This window comes from Stenotrophomonas sp. ESTM1D_MKCIP4_1, from assembly GCF_003086895.1.
In the GTDB taxonomy this organism is placed as follows: Bacteria; Pseudomonadota; Gammaproteobacteria; order Xanthomonadales; family Xanthomonadaceae; genus Stenotrophomonas.
In genome coordinates, this window is sequence record NZ_CP026004.1 from 4,035,260 (window position 1) to 4,059,850 (window position 24,591).

Consider the following 24,591-nt stretch of genomic DNA (forward strand, 5'->3'; position numbering starts at 1 on the left):
CATTGAAGCGCCAGCAAGGATCAGTCCGTGGGCTTTTCGACGATCTTCATCCGCCGTCCCATCGCTACCTCGCTGTTGATGGCGGGTCTGTTGCTGCTGGGCATCCTCGGTTACCGCAAGCTGCCGGTGTCGGCGCTGCCGGAAATCGATGCGCCCAGCCTGGTGGTCACCACCCAGTACCCGGGTGCCAACGCGACCACCATGGCCTCGCTGGTGACCACGCCGCTGGAGCGCCAGTTCGGGCAGATTTCCGGCCTGGAACTGATGACCTCCGACTCCTCGGCGGGCTTGTCGACCATCATCCTGCAGTTCTCGATGGACCGGGACATCGACATCGCCGCACAGGACGTGCAGGCGGCGATCCGCCAGGCCACCCTGCCCTCCTCGCTGCCCTACCAGCCGGTCTACAACCGGGTGAACCCGGCCGATGCGGCCATCGTCACCCTCAAGCTGACCTCGGACACGCGCCCGCTGCGCGAGGTCAACAACTACGCCGATTCCATCCTCGCCCAGCGCCTGTCGCAGGTGCAGGGCGTGGGCCTGGTGTCGATCGCCGGCAACGTGCGCCCGGCCGTGCGCATCCAGGTGAACCCGGCGCAGCTGTCCAACATGGGCCTGACCATGGAGGAGCTGCGCAGCGCGCTCACCCAGGCCAATGTCAACGCGCCGAAGGGTTCGTTGAACGGCAAGACCCAGTCCTACAGCATCGGTACCAACGATCAGCTGGCCAGTGCCGCCGAGTACCGCGACACCATCATCAGCTACAAGAACGGCCGCCCGGTGCGGCTGTCCGATGTGGCCGAGGTGGTGGACGGCGTGGAGAACGACCAGCTGGCCGCATGGGCCGATGGCAAGCCGGCCGTGCTGCTGGAAGTGCGCCGCCAGCCGGGCGCCAACATCGTGCAGACCGTCGAACGCATCCGCGCCATCCTGCCGCAGCTGCAGGGCGTGCTGCCGGCCGACGTGCACCTGGATGTCTTCAACGACCGCACCGAGACCATCCGCGCCTCGGTGCATGAAGTGCAGTTCACCCTGATCCTCACCATCGGCCTGGTGGTGGCGGTCATCTTCGTGTTCCTGCGCCGGTTCTGGGCCACCATCATTCCGTCGGTGGCGGTGCCGCTGTCACTGGCCGGCACGTTTGCGGTGATGGCCTTCGCCGGCATGTCGCTGGACAACCTCTCGCTGATGGCGCTGGTGGTGGCCACCGGCTTCGTTGTGGACGATGCGATCGTGATGATCGAGAACATCGTCCGCTACATCGAGCAGGGCAAGAGTGGCAAGGAAGCGGCCGAGATCGGTGCACGCCAGATCGGCTTCACCGTGCTGTCGCTGACCGTATCGCTGGTGGCGGTGTTCCTGCCGCTGCTGCTGATGCCCGGCGTCACCGGCCGCCTGTTCCATGAGTTCGCCTGGGTGCTGAGCATCGCCGTCGTGCTGTCGATGCTGATCTCGCTGACGCTGACCCCGATGATGTGCGCCTATCTGCTCAAGCCCGACGCCCTGCCCGAGGGCGAGGATGCGCATGAGCGCGCAGCGGCGGCCGGCAAGCAGAACCTGTGGACGCGCACCGTGGGCCTGTACGAGCGCAGCCTGGACTGGGTGCTGGACCACCAGCGCATGACCCTGGCCGTGGCCGGCGGCGCCCTGGTGCTGACCGTGCTGCTGTACGTGCTGATTCCCAAGGGCCTGCTGCCCGAACAGGACACCGGCCTGATCACCGGCGTGGTGCAGGCCGACCAGAACATCGCCTTCCCGCAGATGGAACAGCGTACCAAGCAGGTGGCCGAAGCCCTGCGCCAGGACCCGGACGTGACCGGCGTGTCGGCCTTCATCGGCGCCGGCAGCATGAACCCCACGCTCAACCAGGGCCAGCTGTCGATCGTGCTGAAGGAACGCGGCGAGCGTGACGGCCTGGATGAGATCCTGCCGCGCCTGCAGAAGGCGGTGGCCGGCATCCCCGGCGTGGCGCTGTACCTGAAGCCGGTGCAGGACGTGACCCTGGACACCCGCGTGGCCGCCACCGAGTACCAGTACTCGCTGTCGGACGTGGATCCGGCGACCGTGGCCACCCAGGCCACGCGCCTGACCGAGGCACTGCGCAAGCGCCCGGAACTGGCCGACGTGGACAACAACCTGTCCAATCAGGGCCGTGCCCTGGAACTGAACATCGACCGCGACAAGGCCAGCGTGCTGGGCGTGCCGATGCAGACCATCGATGACACGCTCTACGATGCGTTCGGCCAGCGCCAGATCTCCACCATCTTCACCGAACTCAACCAGTACCGCGTCGTGCTGGAAGTGGCGCCGGAGTTCCGCACCAGCACCGCGCTGATGGAACAGCTGGCGGTGGCCTCCAACGGTGCCGGTGCCCTCACCGGTACCAACGCCACCAGCTTCGGCCAGGTCACTTCGTCCAACTCCTCCACGGCCACCGGCATCGGTGCGCAGAACACCGGCATCACCGTCGGCGCGGGCAACATCATCCCGCTGTCGGCGCTGGCCGACAGCAAGGTCACCAGCGCACCGCTGGTGGTCAGCCACCAGCAGCAGCTGCCGGCGGTGACGGTGTCGTTCAACATCGCCCCGGGCTATTCGCTGTCTGATGCGGTCAAGGCCATCGAGGAGACCAAGGACAGCTTGGACATGCCGGCCCACCTGCATGCCGAGTTCATCGGCAAGGCCGCCGAGTTCACCGGCAGCCAGACCGATGTGGTGTGGCTGCTGCTGGCCTCGCTGGTGGTCATCTACATCGTGCTGGGCGTGCTGTACGAGAGCTACATCCACCCGATCACCATCATCTCCACCCTGCCACCGGCCGGCGTCGGCGCGCTGCTGGCGCTGATGGTGTGCGGGCTCAGCCTGTCGGTGGACGGCATCGTCGGCATCGTGCTGCTCATCGGCATCGTCAAGAAAAACGGCATCATGATGGTGGACTTCGCCATCGAGGCGCGCCGTGCCGGTGCCAACGCGCACGAGGCGATCCGCCGCGCGTGCCTGCTGCGCTTCCGCCCGATCATGATGACCACGGCCGCGGCCATGCTCGGCGCGCTGCCGCTGGCACTGGGCACCGGCATCGGTTCGGAACTGCGTCGTCCGCTGGGCATCGCCATCGTCGGCGGCCTGCTGCTGTCGCAGCTGGTCACGCTGTACACCACGCCGGTGATCTACCTGTACATGGAACGCTTCTCCGAGTGGCTGGCGCGCCGCCGCGAGCAGCGCGCCCTGCGCAACGGCACGCTGCAGGAGCCGCAGGCATGATCCACGCCCCGCTGCTGCGGGGGGCCGCACGATGAACCTGTCCGGTCCCTTCATCCGCCGCCCGATCGGCACCGCCCTGCTGGCCATCGGCCTGTTCATGATCGGCCTGATCTGCTATCTGCGGCTGGGCGTGTCGGCGCTGCCCAATGTCGAGATCCCGGTGATCTTCGTGCATGCCAACCAGGCCGGCGCGGATGCGGCAACCATGGCCTCCACGGTGACCGCGCCGCTGGAACGCCACCTCGGCCAGCTGCCGGGCATCGACCGCATGCGCTCGTCGAGCTCGGAGGGCAGCTCGCTGGTGTTCATGATCTTCCAGTCCGACCGCAACATCGATTCGGCCGCACTGGATGTACAGACCGCGATCAATTCAGCACAGGCCGACCTGCCCTCCGGGCTGGGGTCGCCGATGTACCAGAAGGCGAATCCGAACGACGATCCGGTCATCGCCATCGCCCTGACCTCGCAGACGCAGTCGGCCGATGAGCTGTACAACGTCGCCGATTCGCTGCTGGCCCAGCGCATCCGCCAGATCAGCGGCGTGGCCTCGGTGGATATTGCCGGTGCCTCGACGCCGGCCGTGCGCGTGGACGTCAACCTGCGCCTGATGAACGCCCTCGGCCTGACCGCCGATGATCTGCGCAATGCCGTGCGTGCGGCCAACGTGACCTCGCCCACCGGCTTCCTCAGCGACGGCAACACCACCACGGCGATCATCGCCAACGATTCGGTGGCGCGCGCCGCCGATTTCGCCGAGCTGGTGGTCAAGACCCAGGGCGATGGCCGGGTGATCCGCCTGAAGGACATCGCCAACGTCTACGACGGCCAGCAGGATGCCTACCAGGCCGCGTGGTTCAACCACAAACCGGCCGTGGTGATGTACGTGTTCACCCGTGCCGGCGCCAACATCGTCGAAACCGTGGACCGGGTGAAAGCGCAGATTCCCGCGCTGCGCGACTACCTGCAGCCCGGCACCACGATGACGCCGTACTTCGACCGCACACCAACCATCCGCTCGTCGCTGCATGAAGTGCAGATCACCCTGCTGATCAGCCTGGCGATGGTGGTGCTGACCATGGCGCTGTTCCTGCGCCGGCTGGCGCCCACGCTGATCGCCGCGGTCACCGTGCCGCTGTCGCTGGCCGGTGCCGCGCTGGTGATGTACGCGCTGGGCTTCACCCTCAACAACCTCAGCCTGCTGGCCCTGGTGATCGCGATCGGCTTTGTCGTGGACGATGCGATCGTGGTCATCGAGAACATCATGCGCCACCTCGACGAGGGCATGCCACGCCTGCAGGCGGCCTTCACCGGTGCGCGCGAGATCGGCTTCACCATCGTCTCGATCACCGCCTCGCTGGTGGCGGTGTTCATTCCGCTGCTGTTCGCCAGCGGCATGATGGGCGCGTTCTTCCGCGAGTTCACCGTGACCCTGGTGGCGGCCATCGTGGTCTCGATGATCGTCTCGCTCACCCTGACTCCGGCGCTGTGCAGCCGCTTCCTCAGCGCCCACGACCACACCGCCGCCCCGTCGCGCTTCGGCCGCTGGCTCGATGCCGGGCATGACCGCATGCTGCGCATCTACACGGTGTTCCTGGACTTCTCGCTGCGCCACGCGCTGCTGCTGTCGCTCACCCCGCTCATCCTGATCGGCGTCACCATCTTCCTGTTCGGGGCGGTGAAGAAGGGCGCGTTCCCGCCGCAGGACACCGGCCTGATCTGGGGCCGCGCCAATTCCAGCGCCACGGTGTCCTTCGAGGACATGGTGTCGCGCCAGCGCCGCATCACCGACATGCTGATGGCCGACCCGGCGGTGAAGACCGTGGGCGTGCGCCTGGGCAGCGGCCGCCAGGGCTCCAGCGCGCAGTTCAACGTCGAGCTGAAGTCGCGCAAGGATGGCCGCCGCGAAACCACCGCCCATGCGCTGGCACGCCTGAGTGCCAAGGCCGACCGCTACCCCGACCTGCAGCTGCGCCTGCGTGCGATCCAGGATCTGCCCAGCAACGACGGCGGCGGCACCAGCCAGGGCGCGCAGTACCGCATCTCGCTGCAGGGCAACGACCTGGCCGCGCTGCAGGAATGGCTGCCCAAGCTGCAGGCCGCACTGAAGAAGAACCCGAAGCTGCGTGATGTCGGCACCGATGTCGACAACGCCGGCCTGCGCCAGAACATCGAGATCGACCGCGCCAAGGCCGCACGCCTGGGTATTTCCGTCGGTGCCATCGATGGTGCGCTGTACGGTGCGTTCGGTCAGCGCCAGATCTCCACGATCTACTCGGACATCAACCAGTACAGCGTGGTGGTGAACGCGCTGCCGTCGCAGACCGCCACCCCGGCTGCACTGGACGAGGTGTACGTGAAGGCGCGCAGCGGCGAGATGGTGCCGATCACCGCGGTGGCCCGCCAGGCGCCGGGGCTGGCGCCGTCGCAGATCACCCACGAAAACCAGTACACGACGATGGACCTGAGCTACAACCTCGCACCGGGCGTCAGCGCAGGCGAGGCCAAGGCGATCATCGACGCGACGGTGGCGGGCATGCGCATGCCGGGGGACATCCGCCTGGCCGACGATGCGGGCTTCGGGTTCAATTCCGATCCCAGCGACATGCTGATCCTGGTGCTGGCCGCGATCCTGACCGTCTACCTGGTGCTGGGCATGCTGTACGAAAGCCTGATCCATCCGGTCACGATCCTGTCCACCCTGCCGGCGGCGGGTGTGGGCGCATTGCTGGCCCTGTTCGGTACCAACACCGAGCTGTCGGTCATTTCCATGATCGCGCTGGTGCTGCTGATCGGCATCGTCAAGAAGAACGCGATCATGATGATCGACTTCGCCCTGGTGGCGCAGCGCGAGCACGGCCTGGCCCCGCGCGAAGCAGCGCGCGAGGCCAGCATCGTGCGCTTCCGTCCGATCATGATGACCACGATGGTGGCGATCCTGGCGGCGGTGCCGCTGGCGATCGGCCTGGGTGAAGGCTCCGAGCTGCGTCGCCCGCTGGGCATCGCGATGATCGGCGGCCTGCTGTTCTCGCAGAGCCTGACCCTGCTGAGCACCCCGGCGCTGTACGTGATCTTCTCGTGCCTGGCCGAACGCTGGCGGGCGCGCCGCGCGCGCAAGCGCGAAGCGAAGCTGCTCAAGCGCGCACAGCGCGCGTGATGGGCCGAAGCCCGGGGTCAGATCCCTTTTGCCAGCAAAAGGGCTCTGACCCCTGATCCGGTCCTGGGGTCAGAACCCTCGCTGCGCGAGGGATCTGACCCCCATGCGACGGTCACGGTTTGACGCGCCGTAACGAAAAGAGAACAATTCTCATCCAGCCATGGTCCTGCGCCGCTTCCCCCAGCGGCGCCCCGCTGCCGGTTCCCGGCACGCCTGCGTGATCCCAGCCACTGCCCTTTCCCCCCAACCATGGGTGGATGGCCCGTGGCCGTCCGCCGAGGATCCCAGACCGATGCTGTCCACCCGTTCCCCCCGCCTGGCCGTGCTGGCCATCGCCCTGTCGGCCGCCTGCGCCGCCCATGCCGAGGCTCCGGCCGACACCCGCAGCGCCACCGACCTGGATGCGGTCAAGGTCACCGCCGAACGCACCCATACCGAAGCCGGCGCCCTCGGTGACCGCGCCCTGCGCGACACTCCGTTCGCCATCACTGCGGTGGGCCGTGAGCAGATCGAGCAGCGCCAGGTCGTTTCGCTGGGCGAAGTGTTCCTGTTCGATCCGTCGGTCACCACCCAGGTCAGCGCCTACGCCAGTGGCTGGAGCTCGCCGATCCGCAATCGCGGCATCGATCTGAACTACGACAGCTACCGCGTCAACGGCCTGCAGGTGTCCTCGTGGGGTACCGAATGGCCGCTGGAAGTGATGGAGCAGGTGGACCTGCTGAAAGGCCCCGGCGGCTTCCTGTACGGCTTCGGCGCACCGGGCGGCATCGTCAACTACATCACCAAGAAGCCGACCGACACCCCCACCTTCGGCGCCCAGGCGGGCTGGCGCGAACAGGGCATCGTCAGTGGCGGCGTGGATGCCGGCGGCCGCTTCGGCAACGAGCAGATGTTCGGCTACCGCTTCAACGCGTACCAGGAAAAGGGCGAAACCTTCAACGGCGGCCACGTCGACCGCAAGGTCGGTGCGCTGTCGCTGGATGCGCGCCTGAGCGATGCGCTCACCTGGACCTTCGATGGCGTGTTCCAGTCGCGCGACCTGAGCGAGGAATCCCCCCAGTACTACTTCATCGGCCTGACCACGCTGCCGCGCCCGATCGCCGGTGACGTCGACAACAGCGTGCCGGGCACCTACTACGACACCCGTTCCAGCCTGCTGTCGACCGCGCTGAACTGGCAGATCAACAGCGACTGGAAGGCCAGCCTCAGCTACGGCGTCACCACCTCGTGGAACGACGTCAACAAGATCTTCGCCTACATCGACGATGTGAACGGCGACTACGACGTCAACGTCTACGAGCTGGGCGGCAAGAGCGAGTGGAAGCTGGCCCAGGCGCTGGTGCAGGGCAGCTTCCGCACGGGCCCCCTGCAGCACCAGCTGGTGGCCGGCGTCAGCCACCAGACCGGGCTGGGCTGGGACCGCCCCTACGAGTGGAACAACATCGGCCGCGCCAACCTGTACCAGCGCTCGACCATCCGCCACAACGCGGTGGGCTCGCGTGTCATGACCCGCGGCGACGAAACCGTGCAGCAGGCCGTGTTCGCCAGCGATACCGTGGACTTCGGCGGCGGTTGGTCGGTGCTGGCCGGCTGGCGCTACAACGACTTCGAGACCAAGGGCAGCTACCACACCTACCCGGTCACCCCGACCTACGCGGTGATGTACAAGCCCAGCGATGCGGTGACCCTGTATGCCAGCTACATCGAATCGCTGGAAGCCGGCAGCCGCGTGGGCAACACCTACATCAATGCCGGCGATGTGCTGGACCCGACCATCAGCAAGCAGTACGAGATCGGCGCGAAGGTGGAAGCACCGCGCTGGAACGCGAACGTGGCTGCGTTCCGTCTGGAACGGGGCGCCAACATCGACCTGCTGACCAACGCCGGCAAGTACCTGGTGCAGGATGGCGTCACCCTGTATGAAGGCGTGGAAGCCAGCGCCGACGTACACGTGGGCGATGCACTGACCGTCGGTGGCGGCGTCACCTGGCTGGACCCGACCTACGACAAGCTGTCGCCGGCCAGTGCATCGCAGGAAGGCAACCGCACGGCCGGTGCGGCGCGCTGGAGCGGTGTACTGCACGCCAATTACCAGCTGCCCTGGGTAGACGGGCTGGAGGCCTACGCGGCCGTGCGCTACTACGGCGATGTCTGGTACGACGCCGACAACACCTTGAAGCTGCCCGACTACACCCTGGTGAACGCGGGCGTGGGCTACCACCTGGTCGCCTCGGGCCACCCTGTCATCCTGCGCGCCAGCGTGGAAAACCTGGGCAACCGCAAGTACTGGTCCAACGCAGGCGTCGGCCTGCCGCGCACCTTCGCCGTGAGCGTGCGCTGGGAGATGTAACCCCGCACGGGGTGGGCGCGGACCGCACGGGGTGGGTGTGGACCACCCAAGGTGGGTGCGGACCGTTGGTCCGCACATTGCCCCCCCCATTTCACGCGCGCACCGCAATAATGGGGGGCATCCCGCCCCCCGAGCCTGCATGTCCACCCGCGAATCCCGCTTCACCCGCCTGTGGGCCCACGAAAAGGCCAGCTATGGCCTGCGCGTCTTCATCGCCCTGAGCACCGCGCTGGGCGTGTGCTGGCACCTGGACGCGCTGCCGGCCCTGCCCGGCGTGTTCCTCGGCATCATCGCCAGCGCCATCGCCGAGACGGACGACAACTGGTGGGGCCGGACCAAGGCGGTGCTGCTCTCGCTTGTATGCTTCTGCATCGCCGCCGCTTCGGTCATCTGGCTGTTCCCGCTGCCGTGGGTGTTCATCGGCGCACTGGCGTTGTCCACGTTCTGCCTGACCCTGCTGGGCGCGCTGGGCGAGCGCTACGCGTCCATTGCCCAGGCCACGGTCACGCTGGCCATCTACACCATGATCGGGCTGGAACAGCATGGCGGCGCCGGCAATCTGTCCCTCGCCCTGGATGCGGCCAGCCACCTGCTGGTGGGTGCGGTCTGGTACGGCCTGCTGTCGATCCTGTGGACGGCGCTGTTCGCCAACCGCCCGGTGCGCGAACGCGTGGCCCGCCTGTACGTGGAACTGGGCCGCTATCTGCAGCTGAAGGCCACGCTGTTCGAGCCGGTGCGCGAAACCGACCTGCAGCGCCGCCAGCTGGACCTGGCCGAACAGAACCGGCGCGTGGTCGGCGCCCTGAACGAAGCGAAGGCTGCGATCCTGGCGCGCTTCGGCCGCTCCGGCCGACCGGGCGTCAATTCCGGCCTGTACCTGCGCCTGTACTACATGGCGCAGGACTTCCACGAACGCGCCAGCTCTTCGCACTACCCCTATGGCGCGCTGGTCGATGCGTTCTTCCACAGTGACGTGCTGTACCGCTGCCAGCGCCTGCTCGACCTGCAGGGCCAGGCCTGTGCGCGCCTGGGTGAGGCGATCCGCCTGCGCCGCCCGTTCGTGTACGGCGAGAGCAACCAGCAGGCCGGGCGCGATCTGGCCGATGCGCTGGCCTACCTGCGTGACCAGCAGCGCCCACAGTGGCAGCGCCTGTTGGGTTCTTTGGACCTGCTGGTGCACAACCTGCGCAGCATCGAACGCCGCCTGCTCGACGCCGAGCGTTCCGAAGCCAGCCTGGACAACGTCGATACCCGCCTGCGCGACAGCAACCCGCACACCCTGCGCGAAATGGGCGTGCGCGTCCGCCAGCAGCTCACGCCGGGGTCGGTGCTGTTCCGCCACGGCCTGCGCATGGCCCTGGCGCTGATCGCCGGCTTCCTTGCCGTCCGCCTGTTGGACGCACAGCATGGCTCGTGGGTGCTGCTGACCATCGTGTTCGTGTGCCGGCCCAACTTTGGCGCCACCCGCCAACGCCTGGCCCAGCGCGTGGTGGGCACCCTGGCCGGCCTGGTGTTCACCTGGGCGCTGCTGCAGCTGTTCCCGCAGCTGCATGTGCAGCTGCTGATCGCCCTGCTGTCGGCACTGGTGTTCTTCTACAACCGTACCGATCGCTACCTGGTCGCCTCGGCAGCCATCACGGTGATGGCGCTGACCTGCTTCAACCTGATCGGCGATGGCTTCGTGCTGATCGTCCCGCGCATGGTCGATACGGTGCTGGGCTGTGCCATCGCCGCCGCCGCAGCGTTCCTCATCCTGCCGGACTGGCAGGGGCGTCAGCTGCACCGGGTGCTGGCGCGCGTGCTGGATACCGCCGCGCGCTACCTCGAATCGGTACTGGACCAGTACCGCAGCGGCATGCGCGATGACCTTGCTTACCGCATCGCCCGCCGCGACATGCACAACGCCGATGCCGCCCTGTCCACGGCGCTGTCGAACATGCTGCGCGAGCCTGGCCACGTGCGTCGCAACCTTGATGCCGGCTTCCACTTCCTGGCCTTGTCCAACACGCTGCTGGGCCATCTGTCGGCACTGGGTGCGCACCGCGACCAGGTGGACAGCTACGCCGGCGATCCACTGGCCCTGGCCGCCGGTGAACGCGTGCGCAAGGCGCTGCAGCAGCTGGCCGCGGCGCTCACCGCGCAGCAGCCCGTAAGCGAGGACGACAACGATGCCGACCGTGCGGTGGCCGCCGAACTGGAACAGATCGAGGAGGCGATGCCACCGAAGCTGCAGCTGATCCGCACACAGATGGCGCTGGTGCTGCGGCTGCTGCCGAAGGTGCGCGCGGCGGCGAACCAGGCGGTGGCCACGTTGACCTGATGGGGCGTGCGGACCAACGGTCCGCACCTACCGATGCCTTGTTCGGACCAACGGTCCGCACCTGCCGATGCCTTGTGCGGACCAACGGTCCGCACCTACCGATGCCTTGTGCGGACCAACGGTCCGCACCTGCCGATGCCTTGTGCGGACCAACGGTCCGCACCCGCCGCATCCCTGCCTGACAGGCAGGGATGCTAGGCTGCGCCGGTCAAGGAGGTTCCATGTCCGGTCACAACCAGTTCGCTCTGCTGCGCCAGCGCCGTTTCCTGCCGTTCTTCATCGTGCAGTCGCTGGGCGCCTTCAACGACAACGTGTACCGGCAGGCCATCATCGGCCTGCTGTTCTACCTGGGGGTGTCCGAGGCCGAGCGTTCGCTGTACACCAACCTGGCACCGGCCATCTTCATCCTGCCCTACTTCCTGTTCTCGGCCCTGGCCGGGCAGATTGCTGACAAGCTGGAAAAATCGCGGCTGATCGTGATCACCACCACCATGGAGATCGTGATCATGTCGCTGGCCGGCATCGGCTTCTTCACCCAGCACATGGGCGTGCTGCTGGTGGCCCTGTTCTGCACCGGCCTGCAGTCCACCCTGTTCGGGCCGGTGAAATATTCGGTGCTGCCATCGGTACTGCGCCCTGAAGAGCTGACCGGTGGCAACGGTCTGGTGGAAATGGGGACCTCGCTGTCCATCCTCACCGGCATGATCTTCGGTGGCCTCATCTTCACTCTGGCCGGCAGCCACGGGCCCACCGTCGCCGCGACCGCGGTGGTGATCCTGGCCGTCTGCGGCAACATGGCCGCGCGCATGATCCCACGCGTCGATGCAGGCGCGCCGGATCTGAAGATCAACTGGAACCCGCTGCCCGAATCACTGGCCGTGCTGCGCATGGCGCGCAAGCAGAAGGCGGTGCGCAACGCCATCCTCGGCGTGTCCTGGTTCTGGTTCGTCGGCACCATCCTCACCTCGCAGCTGCCCAGCTACGCGGTGGTCAACCTCGGCGGCGAACCCACGCTGTACATCTTCGCCCTGGCCCTGTTCTCGGTCGGCACCGGGGTCGGTTCGCTGCTGTGCGAAAAGCTGTCGGCGCGCACCGTGGAAATCGGCCTGGTGCCACTGGGTGCGTTCGGCATGACCGCTTTCCTGCTCGACCTGTACTTCGCCCGCGCCGGCGTGGCCACGGCGCAGGGGCTGTCGCTGTCGCAGTTCGTGCACGCGCCGGGAAGCATCCGCATCATCATCGATCTTGTGGGTATCGGCCTGTTTACCGGCTTCTTCGTGGTGCCCCTGTTCGCCCTCATCCAGAGCCGTACGCCGAAGGCGGAGATGTCCCGCGTGTTCGCCGCGCTGAACATCCAGAACTCCGGTTTCATCGTGGCCGCAGCGCTGATCGGGCTGGCCGCCAGCAAGCTGGGCGTCACCATCCCGCAGTTGTTCCTTGGCCTGGCCATCGCCAATGCCATCGTGGCGATCTACATCTTCACCATCGTCCCCGAATTCCTGATGCGTTTCCTCAGCTGGGTGATGGTGCGCACGCTGTACCGGCTGCGCCCGCACGGCATCGAGGCCAACGTGCCCGATGAAGGCGCCGCATTGCTGGTCTGCAACCACGTCAGCTACATGGATGCGCTCATCCTGTCGGCGACGATCCCGCGCCCGGTACGTTTCGTCATGTACTACCGGATCTTCAACATTCCGGTGATGCGCTGGATCTTCCGCACGGCCAAGGCCATTCCCATCGCCGGGGCACGCGAAGACCCCGCGCTGATGCAGCGCGCGTTCGACGAGATCGATGCCGCGCTGGCCGAAGGCGAACTGGTGTGCATCTTCCCCGAAGGCGCGCTGACCAAGGATGGCAGCATGGCGCCGTTCAAATCCGGCGTGGAAAAAATCCTGGAACGGCGCCCGGTGCCGGTGGTGCCGATGGCCCTGCGTGGCATGTGGTCGAGCATGTGGAGCCGGCGCGATACCCGCCTGGGCCGCATGCGCGTGCCACGGCGCTTCCGCGCCACGGTGGAGGTGGTGGCCGCCGCGCCGGTGGATGGCCACAACACTGATGCAGCCACGCTGGAAGCGCAGGTGCGCGCCCTGCGTGGCGACCACGCCTGAACCTGGTCGGCGCTGACACAGCGCTGGCCGGACGTGCTGGCGTACAGCGCCAGCCCAGGCGTGGCGGGCATGTAAACGCATACATACGGCGTCGCTTGCGGTAGATTACCCACCCAAAGGGGGGAGGTCCGCCCTGCGCGCTGCAGGCCGACCACCAAGGGAATGGAGTCTTGCTTTGAATCAACCACCACCGCTCAGCCGTCCGGTCTACATCCCCAACCATCTGGTCTGGGCGATTCTGACCACGCTGTTCTGCTGCCTGCCGCTGGGCGTGGTGTCGATCGTGTATGCCTCCCAGGTCGACGGCCTGCGTGCCGCTGATGATCTGCCAGGGGCCTATGCGGCATCGCGCAAGGCGGGCTGGTGGGCCGTGGCATCTGCTGTCGCCCTGCCGGTCCTGTTTCTGTTGTGGCTCGGGCTGTTCGGCGGTCTCGCCGTGCTGGGCGCTCTTTCCGGACATTGATTCACTACCACCACCCAACGAGGAATCCGCACCATGAACACCACCACCCCGTACATTCCGAACAACCTGGTCTGGGCCATCCTGTCCACCATCCTCTGCTGCCTGCCGCTCGGCATCGTGTCGATCGTCTACGCCGCACAGGTCAACGGCAAGCTGGCCGCCGGTGACACCGCCGGTGCCCAGGAATCGGCGGACAAGGCCAAGAAGTGGGCGATGTGGTCGGCCATTGCGTGGCTGATCCTGGTCGTCCTGTATGTGCTGTTCTTTGTTGTCATGGGCGGCATCGGCGCCATGAGCAGCGGCAGCTACTGATGCAGTCCACGGGATCCGGCCGACCGCCGGATCCCGGCCCCGCATGTCCGCCACTCCCGTTCAATCACGCCTGGCCCGCTGGGCGCCGCTGCTGGCCGCGTCCGGGCTGGCTGCCGGCGCTGCGGTGGTGCTGCGCCACGTCAACCCTTACGTCGCCGGCAACCCGTTGCCGAGCTGCCCGCTGTACGCGCTGACCGGCTTCTACTGCCCCGGCTGCGGCAGCACGCGCTGCCTGTACTCCCTGGTCCACTTCGACCTGCCCGGCGCCATGGCAATGAACCCGCTGATGGTCATTGTCCTGCCCCTTCTGTTTCTGATGCTGCTGCACACGGCCGGCGTGCGCCCCAAGGTGCTCGACCCGCTGATGCGGCTGCTGGCCAATCCGAAATTCTGGCTGTGGGTGCTGCCGGGGTATGCGCTGCTGCGCAACCTGCCGTGGGCGCCGTTCACCCTGCTGGCCCCGGTGTAGGTAGAGCCGACGGTCAGTCGCCTGGCGCTTTGCTCGGCTATGCTGCTGCGATGACTGATCGACGTGCTGGTTTGACCGCTGCCATGAAGGCGGCAGGCTGTGGCGATCCCCACAGCTGGGTGAACAGCGAACTGGGCGAGGACCTGCCGCAGTTCGCGCGTTTTCTGATGCTGCGCGATGTGCACGCGCTGGCCGATGATGTGGACGGCGCGATGTCCGAGGCGTTGTTTGATCGCCCGGAACTGGAACAGACGCTGGCGACGCTGCGCGGGGCGGTGAACCCGCAGGCCCTGCACGCGCTGCTGCGTGCCTACGGCAAGGCGCTCGGCAACAGCTTCGTGATGGCCGTGGACGAAGGTCCGGCGATGCGCGAAGACGGCATGCCGGGCTGGGTGCTGATGGAAACCGGCGCCGACGACGAACCGACCGGCCGCCTGGTGCAGGGCCTGCACGAGGATTACCTGGATTTCGAGGACAGCGGCGCGGCGTAGCACAGAAAAGGGGTCGGATCCCTTTGCGCAGCAAAGGGCTCTGACCCCATCCACGGACCCCATCCACGCATGGCGTGGATCTACTGCCCTACGCATCCACGCATGGCGTGGATCTACTGCCCTACGCATCCACGCATGGCGTGGATCTCCTGCCCTACGCATCCACGCATGGCGTGGATCTACGTCACCCAGCCGGCAATGACCAGCAGCGCCAGTATGGCCAGCCACAGCAGCAGCATCCGCCACACCAGGCTCATCGCGTCGCGCAGGTCCGGCAACCGCTGCCATACCGGCAACAAGCCGGCCTCGGTGTAGTCATGCGCTTCTTCGCGCAGCTCGGCGTTCACGCTGGCCCGCGCCACCGCGCCGAGGAAGCCGATGCCCCCGGCCAGGCGCTCGCCATGCGCCTGCCGCCACGCCTTCCACGCCGTGTCGAAGTTGCCGACCAGCGCCATCGAGAAGGCCATGACCTGAGCCACCGGCCATTCAATCCAGGCCAGCACGCGCTGTGCCAACGCCAGCGGCTCCACCGGCACGCGCGCGCGCATCGGGCTTTCGGCCATCAGTGCCAGCAGGCGATAGCCCAGTGCGCCAACCGGGCCCAGAAGCAGGAACCAGAACAGCACCGCAAACCAGCGCCGCAGTGCATTGAGCACCGTCGCTTCGACCAGTGACGGCACGTCCTCGCGCAGGCTGCCACCGGCAGCCTGCAGGTGGCGCACCGCCGCCTGGCGGCTGGCCACCTCATCGGCATCAATGATCGCTTCGATATCGCGGTCCAGGTCGCGCGGCCCCCAGCACCAGGCCAGCACCGCCACGCCCAGCAACAGGCCCGGCAGGCCGAACAGCACCCCACGCAGCAACCAGGCCAGAAGCGCCATCAGCAACAGCGGCGGCACGAGCGCCAGCGCGATGCCGGCCGGCCCCTGCCATGCCCGTCCGCCATGCGCGTCCAGCCAGCCCAGCCAGCGCCGGAAGCCGTCGAAACGGCGCAGCGAGGCGGCAGCAGCCGGGGCAACGTGGCCCAGGGCCAGCGCCACCAACACGGCGACCAGGGTGGTGAACATGGCAGGTCTCCCGACGAACAAGCGTTCTGCGCCGCTACCTTACCTGCCGCAGCGGTGCGTTCAGCAGTGAACCCGACTCTAACCCGACGCGTGTTCAGGTGGCGGCAATGCTGCCACCGTCTTGCCGTGGCACGGCAGCGGCGATCACCCCTGCTGCTGCCGGTACCAGTGCTCGATGAGCCCGCGCGAGATCGAGATCGGCGGCGACAGGCGGATGCCTTCACCATCGTCCTCGACGTCACGGGCCAACGCGGCCCCGACCTCGTCGGCGGTGAACCAGCGCGCATCTTCCAGTTCGCCGTTGACGGTGGGCACATCGTCCTGCGCCTGGGCACGGAAGCCCACCATCAACGCGCCGGGGAACGGCCACGGCTGCGAGCCGAGGTACTGGCAGGCGGTCACCCGCACCTTGCTCTCCTCGTGCACCTCGCGCACCACGGTCTGCTCGAACGTCTCGCCGGGCTCGACGAAGCCGGCCAGCACCGAGTAACGGCGCGGCGCCCAGTTCGACTGGCGGCCCAGCAGCAGGCGACCCTGGTTTTCCACCGCCACGATCACGGCCGGATCGACCCGCGGGTAGTGCTCGGTGGAACATTGCGGGCAGCGGCCGACGAAACCACCTCGGGCAAACGCCACCGCACCGCCGCACACCCCGCAGAAGCGGGTGCGCGAATGCCAGTAGGACATGCCGCGGGCATAGCTGAACGCGGTAGCATCGGCCACGCTCCACAGCAGCGCGGCCTGGCGCAGGTCCAGCCTGCGCGGTGCGGTCTGGCTGACGTTGGCGGCTTCGACGGAGAACCAGGCCTGGCCCGCACGCAGGCCAAGGAAGATGGCCGCACCGGGGCCACCGCCGACATCGGCACCGGACAGTGCGATCGGCTGGTCGTCCTCACCCGTGAAGGCAGTGCCATCCTGGTCCAGGACAAGAATGCGCGCATCCGGCCACAGGCGTGCCAGGGCATCGGCATCATCGCGCAGGGCATCGGCGCGCTCCAGCGGCTCGGCCACGAAGGCAAAACCGGAAAGCGGCGAAGGAGTATTGAGCATCCGACAAGCCTGCCGACAATTGCCGCAGGTGGCAAGGTCGGCGCTGTGCGCAATCGGTCGGCGTCGCGCACAACCGTCGCGCAGGGCATCAGCCCCGCGCCCGGCAATTACATGCTGAAGCTGCTGCCGCAGCCGCAGGTGGTCTTCGCGTTCGGGTTGCGGATCACGAACTGCGCACCGGTCAGGCTTTCGGTGTAATCCACCTCGGCGCCCATCAGGTACTGCAGGCTGAGCGGATCGACCAGCAGGGTGACCCCGCTGGTCTGTACCGCCAGGTCGTCCTCGGCGCGGTTCTCGTCGAACTCGAACCCGTACTGGAACCCGGAACAGCCACCGCCCTCGATGTACACGCGCAGGGCCAGGTCGGGGTTGCCCTCGTCCTGGATCAGTTCCTTCACCTTGGCCGCAGCCGATTCGGTGAAGTTCAGCGGCCGCTCCAGCGACTGGTAGTCGGGCGCGACGGCCGGCGTGGCGCCGGGCAGGGAAACTAGCGTGCTCATGGGCTCAGCATGGGGGCGCCGGGGACGGCTTTCAAGCCATCGCCTCGGCCAGCTTGCGGCGCGCGGCGGTGCCGCCCTTGCCGTCTGCCGCGTCGCCTTCGCCTTCCGGCGCCGGCAGGGCCGCGACCGGACTGCTGGCGTGGATCAGCCGACCATTCAGCTGGGCGCCGGCATTCATTTCCACCACCTGGTAGTGGACGTTGCCGTTCACCCGCGCGCTCGGGGTCAGCTCGACCTTCTCGCTGGCGTGCACGTCACCGTCCAGGCGGCCGCTGATGACCACCACCTGGGCGCGGATCTCGCCTTCGATGACGCCGTGCTCGGCCACCGTCAGGGTCGCGCCGCTGGCACCTTCCTGGGCGATCACCTTGCCATGGATGCGGCCTTCCACATACAGGCCACCACTGAATTCCACATCACCGCGGATCACCACCTGGTTGCCGATCAGGGCATCCACCACCAACTGGCCATCGCGGCTGGATTTGCTGTTTCCGAACATCTGCCTACTCCCCTTTGCTGGCCGTTGCGCCGGCCTGTTTCCAGTCGAATACCTGGGTGGTGCCCCCCGCACCACTCCCCAATGTCACCCGCACGCGCTGCGGGGTGAAGTCTGTCGGCAGCATCACACTACCGGTGAGCTGCTGGAAGTACCGGAAGGAATAATCCTGCCCCGGCACCTTGCTGCGCTGGTGCAGCTCATCCCAGCTGATCGTGGCCAGCTTGCCGTTCTTCACGCCTTCCACGGTGAAGCGCATCTGCCCCTGGCTGATCGCCCCGCGGTTGAGGTTCTGGGTCAGCACCACCGCGTACTGCCAGGTGCCGGCCGATTCGGGGCTGAACTCGATCGAATGGGTGTTCAGGCCCTTGCGCTGGCTGGTCGAGCCGACCAGGCGCTCATAGAAGGCCACATCGGCACGCAGGCCGGCGATCTCTTCGTCGCGCTCGGCCAGCGAGGACTGCACCTCGGTGTTGGCGGCGCGGCTGATGCGATCGGACGCTTCCAGCGTCGCCTGCTTCTGGCGCAGCTCGGTCAATTGCGCCTGCACGGCATCGGCGCGTTTCTCGGCGGCCTGCAGGCGCTGGCCCTGGGCATCGCGCGGCGCGCCCAGCCAGCAGCCGCCCAGCACCGCCAGCACCAGGCTGAGCAGCCAGATGCCGGCAATGACCAGCAGGCGGCGGCGGTCAACCGGCGGCGGGTTGGCACCGGGCAAGCGCACCTGTACGCGCATGGGTGGGCGGTTGTTCATGGGTAGTCTCCGTGGACTCGCAATGGCGACACCAGCACGGCCCCTGTGGCAAACGACGGGCTAGTGTATGACAGGAACGGGGGCTTTCCCCGATGGCGGCCGCCGGGGGCCTGTGGTGTTCAGCCACGTCATCGCCGATAGTGTGGCACCCCGCACAGTTCCGTCGCCGGAGCCCCGCCATGACCGAAGCCCACCTGTTCGTGATCGGCATCCTGCTGGCCTGGCTGGCCGGCATCCGCGTGTACCTCACCGTGTTCGGCGTCGGCCTGGCCGGCCTGCTCGGCTGGGTCGACCTGCCACCGGCCCTGCAGGCCACCGAATCGTGGTGGGTGCTGGGCACGTCGGCGGCGCTGGCCATCGCCGAATTCTTCGCCGACAAGATTCCCGGCGTGGATTCGATCTGGGACCTCGTACAGACCCTGGCACGGGTACCGGCCGGTGCCTTTCTTGCCGCCGCCACGCTCTCACCCGATGGCGAACTGGGTACCGGCACCCTGCTTGCCGGCGCCGGCGTGGCCCTGGCCAGCCATGGCCTGAAGGCCGGCACCCGGGCCCTGCTCAACACCTCGCCGGAGCCGGCCAGCAACTGGGTCGCCTCGGTCGCCGAAGACACCGTGGTGGTCGGCGGCCTGGCATTGGCACTGGCCCATCCCTGGATCGCCCTGATCGTGGTGCTGGCCTGCAGCCTGGCCGGCGCGCTGCTGGTGTGGCTGGTCTGGCGCACCCTGTGGAAGGGCGTGCGATGGCTTGCGCGTGCTGGCGGTACGGCCGCGGCAGGCCAACCACGCACCGGCTGACTGTCGGGCTTGGCGCATAATGAAGGCGAACACCAGGAGCTTTGATGTCCGCACATGAATCCCCCGCGGGCGCACGCCCCGGACGCGCTGAAACCCCTCCGGCCGATCATTGGCAGCGCTGGGCCAGTGCTCCGGGCGCCGCGGCGCCCACTCTTGCTGCCGTCCCCTCCGCACCGGTCGAGGCAGGCAGCAGCCTGGCGGCACCGCCGCCGCTGCCGTCCGCACCGACGGACGCCGACAACAGCAGCGATGCGCCCGCAGCGTCCGACTCGCCGTACCGCGTCCTGATCGTCGAAGACGACCGTGCCCAGGCCCTGTTCGCGCAGAGTGTGCTGCACGGTGCCGGCATGCAGGCCGAGGTGCTGTCCGACGCCGATGGCGTGCAGCAGGCCATCCGCGACCAGCGCCCCGACCTGATCCTGATGGACCTGCACCTGCCCGGCCTGGATGGCATGCGGCTGACCGCGATGATCCGCCAGCAGCCGGGCATGCAGCTGCTGCCGATCGTCTTCCTCAGCGGCGACCCGGACCCGGAGCGCCAGTTTGAAGTGCTCGACAGCGGTGCCGATGACTACCTGAGCAAGCCGATCCGCCCGCGTCACCTGATCGCCGCAGTGGCCAACCGCATCCGCCGCGCCCGCGCGCAGGCCGCCACCCTGCCCGGTGCCAATGGTGCGCCGGCCACCAGCAACCCGGAAACCGGCCTGCCCACCCGCCACTACGTGCTGCAGCAGCTCAGTGGCGCGCTGGAACACCGCGACCGGGGTGGCGTGTTCTTCGTGGAAATTTCCAGTGCGCTGGGCCTTCGCGAACGCTATGGCTATGCGGCCTTCGAGCGGCTGATGGTGCAGGCGGGCCAGCGCCTGGCCGAAGCCGGCCACCCGCACCTGCTGGCGCGCCTGAACGACAACAGCTTCCTGCTGCTGGCCCGCGGTGCCGACGAGGAAAGCCTGGAAGGCATCGCCGCCGTGCTGCGCGAGCAGCTGTCCGCGCGCGCCTTCGTGATCCGCGACGATGAATCGGTGCACCTGCGCGGCGTGGTCGGCTACGCGCCGCTGTCGCCCGGCTTCGACGATGCCACCAGCGCGCTGGAAGCCATCGAACGCACCACCCTGCAGGCGCGCCTGCTCACGGCCGGTGTCGCCGGCCACGTGCATCGCCAGGCGGTGACCGAGCAGGAACACCTGGCCCTGCTGGAAGGCCAGCTGGAACTGGCCTACCAGCCCATCGTTGCCGTGGCCGGCGGCGACACCGCGCAATACCAGCTGCTGCTGCGCCTGCGCCAGGCCGATGGCACCGTGCTCACCGCAGGCCAGGTCATTCCGGCCGCCGAAGCCGCCGGCCGCATCGCCGATCTGGACCAGCAGGTGCTGGAACATGCGATGGGCCTGCTCGACCTGTACCGCCACGCCACCCAGCCGCTGAACCTGTTCGTCTCGCAGTCGCTGCGCACGCTGCAGCGCGACGCGTTCGCCGACTGGCTGCTGGAATCGCTGCAGCAGCGCGATCTGCCCGGCAGCGCGCTGGTGATCGACGTGCGCCTGCCCGACGCGCTCATCCACACCGTACCCCTGCAGCAGTTCTGCCAGCGCATGGCCAGCGCCGGCGTGCGCTTCTGCCTGAGCCAGTTCGAGCCCGGCAGCGAAGCTGATGCCCTGCTCACCCAGCTGCCCCTGTCCTTCGTGCGCATGGCCGCGCGCTTTTCCAGCAGCCATTCCAATCCGGGCACGCGCGAAGAACTGCGCCGGGCGATCGAGCGGGCGCATGCCGCAGGCCTGCAGATCATCGGCCAGCAGATCGAAGATCCGCAGGCGGCAGCCGCGATGTGGGTCGGGGGCGTGGACTACATCCAGGGCAACATGGTGCAGTCGGCGGGCAGCGATCTGAACTTCGACTTCCACAACGCGGTGCTCTGAGTGCCGCTGACGCTCGCGCTGCTGGTGGCACTGGTGCTGGCCGGCGGCGTGGCGTTGGCCCTCGGCCTGCGCCTGCGCCAACGCGGCCAGGCACTGGCAGCCCTGCAGCGCGAGCGGACCGTGCTGGCCAGCGAGCGCGACCAGCTGCGGCGCACGACCGAACGCCAGGGCCAGCTGGAACAACAGCTGCTGCAGGCCAAGCAGGCCGCCGAAGCGGCCGCACTGGCCAAGGGCGAGTTCCTGGCCACCATGAGCCACGAGATCCGCACGCCGCTCAACGGCATCCTGCCGATGCTGGAACTGATCGCACGCGGGCCACTGGGCGAGGACCAGCGGCAGATGCTGGCCACCGCATCGGTCAGCTCGCAGCAACTGCTGCGCATCGTCGATGACATCCTCGATTACTCACGCCTGGAAGCGCAGGCGCTGGAGCTGGAGATCACCAGCTTCAACCTGCGCGAGCTGCTGGACGGCGTGGTGCAGCTGCTGCAGCGCGCCGCCGAATCGAAGGGCCTGGCCCTCGGCCTGCAGCTGGACCCGGCCGTGCGCCTGCCGGTGCGCGGCGACCCGGTGCGCCTGCGCCAGGTGCTGACCAACCTGCTGGCCAATGCGATCAAATTCACCGCACGCGGCCATGTGCAGCTGCGCGTGCAGCGCCTGGGCGAAGGTCCGGCCCAGCACCAGCTGCGGTTCGAGGTGGTCGACACCGGCATCGGCATCGATGGCCCCCTGCAGTCGCGGTTGTTCCAGTCCTTCAGCCAGGCCGATGCCTCCACCACCCGCCTGTACGGTGGCACCGGCCTGGGCCTGGCGATCTGCAAGCGCATCATCGACCTGATGCACGGCCATATCGGCGTGCAGTCCACCCCCGGACAGGGCGCGACGTTCTGGTTCGAGATTCCGCTGCTGAAGATCCCCGGCGATCTGCCGGCACTGGCACGTTCACCCTCGCCGCTGCTGCTGCACAGCGCCGATGTCGCACTGCAGGCGCGCGTGGAACGCATTGCCGCCCATCACGGGCTGCCGGTGCAGGTGCTGGCCGAACGCGATGTCCTGCTGGAGCGCCTGCGCGCCGCCCCACGCCCGGGGCAGCCGCCGCCGGCCTGGCTGCTGGTGGATGGCCGCGCGCGGCGTGGCGGCGAAGCCACGCTGCAGCGGGCGCTGGCCGAACGCGGTGCTGACGACACCCTGCAGGTGCTGTGGCTGCAGGACGAACCCGCCCCCGCGCACCCTCGCCAGCACCACCTGCCGCTCGCCTTCAGCGACGCCGCCCTGCACACCCTGCTGGCAGCGCCGGCCGCCAGTGCACGCCCGGCCGCCCTGCTGGCCACGGCCGAGCACGGCCAGGCACCGGCAACCCTGTCTCCGCTGGGCCTGCGCGTGCTGCTGGTGGAAGACAACGCGGTCAACCGCATGGTGGCCGAACAGCTGCTGCGGGTGTTCCAGTGCGACGTGCGCAACGCCGCTGACGGCGAGCAGGCCCTGCTGGTGCTGCGCCAGGGCGGCATCGACGTCGTCCTGATGGATTGCCAGATGCCGGTACTGGATGGCTATGCCGCCACCCGCCAATGGCGCAGCGAAGAAGCCGCGCAGGGCCAGGTGCGGCTGCCGATCATTGCAATGACCGCCAACGCCATGGCCGGCGACCGCGAGCGCTGCCTGCAGGCGGGCATGGACGACTACCTGTCCAAACCGATCAACCGCGAAACGCTGCATGCGCTGCTGCAGCGCTGGGGCCAGCCGCCCGCTGTTGGGTCGGTAGAGTCGAGCTTGCTCGACTGTCGTCATACCGAAAACAATCGAGCAAGCTCGACGCTGCCTCCAGCGCCCGAAGCAGACACCCCGCCACAGCCCGTGCTCGACCGCAGCGTGCTGGAAGAACTTCAGAGCGTGATCGGTCCGGCCGCACTGCAGATCGTGGCCGTGTTCCTCGAAGATGCCCCCGCGCTGGTGCAGTCCCTGCAGCAGGCCGCACAGGGCAATGACGTCGAACGCCTGCAGGCGTTGTCGCACACCCTCAAATCATCCAGCGCCAATGTGGGTGCACTTTCGCTGTCATCGGTGGCCCGGCGCATCGAGCACGAAGCCCGCGCGGGCAGCCTGCAGCGCCCCGCCGTGGCGGTGGCGCTGCTGGTCGCCGAATTCGCCCGCGCACGCGTGGCGTTGACCGGCTACCTGGCCCAGGAGCGGTAGCATCGAGCCCTGCTCGACCGCTTCTCTGTAGAGTCGAGCTTGCTCGACTGCTCGACTCTACCGGCCCAGCTGGATCAGTCTTCCAGCTTGCTCAGCAGGTACTTCGGCTCACCAATGCGCTCGACCAGGTCCAGCTGGGTTTCCAGCCAGTCGATGTGCTCTTCCTCGGCATCCAGGATGCTGGTGAACAACGAACGGCTCACGTAGTCGCCCACCGAATCGGCGTACGCCACGGCGTTGCGCAGCACCACCACGCCGTCCTGCTCCAGCGACAGGTCACACTGCAGCATCTCCGGCGGGTTCTCGCCGATGCGCAGCTTGCCCAGCGCCTGGAAGTTCGGCAGGCCTTCAAGGAACAGGATGCGGTCGGACAGCGCGTCGGCGCGCTTCATCGCATGGATGGATTCCTTGTACTCGTACTCGGCCAGTTCCTTGATGCCCCAGTTCTTGAACATCTTGGCGTGCAGGAAGTACTGGTTGATCGCGGTCAGCTCGTTGAAGAGGACCTTGTTGAGGAATTCGATGACCTTGGCGTCGCCTTTCATGGCTGGCTCCCGTGCGTGTTGACGGGCGCACTCTACCGGCTTTGGCCGGAGCGTGAGGGAACGCGAATCGTGTTCATTGGCCTGTACGGCCCGCCCTGCTGCGGCAGCTGCCGCGTGGGCGTGCCTCAGGCGGCCTGCAGGCCGAGCACCGGCAACGGCAGATCGTGGGTCGCCATGGCCTTGGCCAGCAGATCGCCGGCCATGTCCAGGCAGGAACCGCAGGTAGCGCCGCAACCGGTACGCATGGTCAGTTCGCCCACCGTGGTGACGCCATTGCTGGCGGCCTCGCGGATCTGGTGGTCGGTGACTCCGTTGCAGATGCATACGTACACAGGCGGGAACCAGGCT

19 protein-coding genes are annotated in these 24,591 nt (G+C 67.7%); 12 read left to right on the plus strand and 7 right to left on the minus strand.

The genetic code is table 11. The annotated features are described in order from the left end of the window. Positions 1-27: 27 nt before the first annotated feature. From C1924_RS18240 to C1924_RS18280, 9 genes are all read left to right on the plus strand, one after another. Entirely contained in the window at positions 28-3,261 is a 3,234-nt protein-coding gene (locus C1924_RS18240) for an efflux RND transporter permease subunit (protein ID WP_108766573.1), read from the plus strand. A 31-nt stretch (positions 3,262-3,292) separates the two neighbouring features. After that, positions 3,293-6,415: an efflux RND transporter permease subunit gene (locus tag C1924_RS18245; RefSeq protein WP_108766574.1), complete on the plus strand. Its 3,123-nt coding sequence runs from the start codon at positions 3,293-3,295 to the stop codon at positions 6,413-6,415. 292 nt (positions 6,416-6,707) lie between these two features. Next, positions 6,708-8,765 carry a TonB-dependent receptor gene (locus C1924_RS18250; protein WP_108766575.1) on the plus strand — a complete coding sequence of 686 codons (2,058 nt, stop codon included), beginning with the start codon at positions 6,708-6,710 and terminating at the stop codon, positions 8,763-8,765. 139 nt (positions 8,766-8,904) lie between these two features. After that, the gene (gene yccS, locus C1924_RS18255) at positions 8,905-11,085 is read left to right on the plus strand and encodes a YccS family putative transporter (protein WP_108766576.1); all 2,181 of its coding nucleotides are present in this window, start codon (positions 8,905-8,907) and stop codon (positions 11,083-11,085) included. A 221-nt stretch (positions 11,086-11,306) separates the two neighbouring features. Further along, entirely contained in the window at positions 11,307-13,193 is a 1,887-nt protein-coding gene (locus C1924_RS18260; protein WP_108766577.1) for an MFS transporter, read from the plus strand. 175 nt (positions 13,194-13,368) lie between these two features. Further along, on the plus strand, positions 13,369-13,656 hold the full coding sequence (locus C1924_RS18265) for a CD225/dispanin family protein (RefSeq protein ID WP_108766578.1): 288 nt from the start codon (positions 13,369-13,371) through the stop codon (positions 13,654-13,656). A gap of 33 nt (positions 13,657-13,689) precedes the next feature. Beyond that, entirely contained in the window at positions 13,690-13,968 is a 279-nt protein-coding gene (locus C1924_RS18270) for a CD225/dispanin family protein (RefSeq protein ID WP_108766579.1), read from the plus strand. Between the two features lie 43 nt (positions 13,969-14,011). After that, on the plus strand, positions 14,012-14,437 hold the full coding sequence (locus C1924_RS18275; RefSeq protein WP_108766580.1) for a DUF2752 domain-containing protein: 426 nt from the start codon (positions 14,012-14,014) through the stop codon (positions 14,435-14,437). Between the two features lie 50 nt (positions 14,438-14,487). Continuing rightward, entirely contained in the window at positions 14,488-14,928 is a 441-nt protein-coding gene (locus C1924_RS18280; protein ID WP_216821563.1) for a hypothetical protein, read from the plus strand. Between the two features lie 179 nt (positions 14,929-15,107). On the opposite strand, the gene ampE is transcribed toward C1924_RS18280, so the two are convergent. The 5 genes from ampE to C1924_RS18305 form a co-directional block, all read right to left on the minus strand. Beyond that, positions 15,108-15,995 (minus strand): regulatory signaling modulator protein AmpE, encoded by an 888-nt coding sequence (gene ampE / locus C1924_RS18285; protein WP_108766582.1) that lies wholly within the window; start codon positions 15,993-15,995, stop codon positions 15,108-15,110. Between the two features lie 144 nt (positions 15,996-16,139). Continuing rightward, positions 16,140-17,045 (minus strand): NAD(+) diphosphatase, encoded by a 906-nt coding sequence (nudC, locus tag C1924_RS18290; RefSeq protein WP_108766583.1) that lies wholly within the window; start codon positions 17,043-17,045, stop codon positions 16,140-16,142. Between the two features lie 107 nt (positions 17,046-17,152). Continuing rightward, on the minus strand, positions 17,153-17,545 hold the full coding sequence (gene erpA, locus C1924_RS18295) for an iron-sulfur cluster insertion protein ErpA (RefSeq protein WP_108766584.1): 393 nt from the start codon (positions 17,543-17,545) through the stop codon (positions 17,153-17,155). A 31-nt stretch (positions 17,546-17,576) separates the two neighbouring features. After that, positions 17,577-18,044, minus strand: coding sequence for a polymer-forming cytoskeletal protein (locus tag C1924_RS18300; RefSeq protein WP_108766585.1), 468 nt, complete (start codon positions 18,042-18,044; stop codon positions 17,577-17,579). A gap of 4 nt (positions 18,045-18,048) precedes the next feature. Continuing rightward, on the minus strand, positions 18,049-18,792 hold the full coding sequence (locus C1924_RS18305) for a DUF6776 family protein (RefSeq protein ID WP_108766586.1): 744 nt from the start codon (positions 18,790-18,792) through the stop codon (positions 18,049-18,051). A 179-nt stretch (positions 18,793-18,971) separates the two neighbouring features. On the opposite strand from C1924_RS18305, the gene C1924_RS18310 reads away from it, so the two are divergent. The 3 genes from C1924_RS18310 to C1924_RS18320 are packed head-to-tail and all read left to right on the plus strand — an operon-like array spanning position 18,972 to position 23,698. After that, entirely contained in the window at positions 18,972-19,589 is a 618-nt protein-coding gene (locus tag C1924_RS18310; RefSeq protein ID WP_108766587.1) for a DUF4126 domain-containing protein, read from the plus strand. Between the two features lie 44 nt (positions 19,590-19,633). Next, positions 19,634-21,505, plus strand: a complete 1,872-nt coding sequence (locus C1924_RS18315; RefSeq protein ID WP_108766588.1) for an EAL domain-containing protein — start codon at positions 19,634-19,636, stop codon at positions 21,503-21,505. After that, positions 21,506-23,698: an ATP-binding protein gene (locus C1924_RS18320; RefSeq protein WP_108766589.1), complete on the plus strand. Its 2,193-nt coding sequence runs from the start codon at positions 21,506-21,508 to the stop codon at positions 23,696-23,698. A gap of 74 nt (positions 23,699-23,772) precedes the next feature. On the opposite strand, the gene bfr is transcribed toward C1924_RS18320, so the two are convergent. Both bfr and C1924_RS18330 read right to left on the minus strand, forming a co-directional pair. Next, on the minus strand, positions 23,773-24,243 hold the full coding sequence (bfr, locus tag C1924_RS18325) for a bacterioferritin (RefSeq protein ID WP_079223868.1): 471 nt from the start codon (positions 24,241-24,243) through the stop codon (positions 23,773-23,775). A gap of 125 nt (positions 24,244-24,368) precedes the next feature. Beyond that, positions 24,369-24,575 (minus strand): (2Fe-2S)-binding protein, encoded by a 207-nt coding sequence (locus C1924_RS18330; protein ID WP_108766590.1) that lies wholly within the window; start codon positions 24,573-24,575, stop codon positions 24,369-24,371. Positions 24,576-24,591 lie beyond the last annotated feature (16 nt).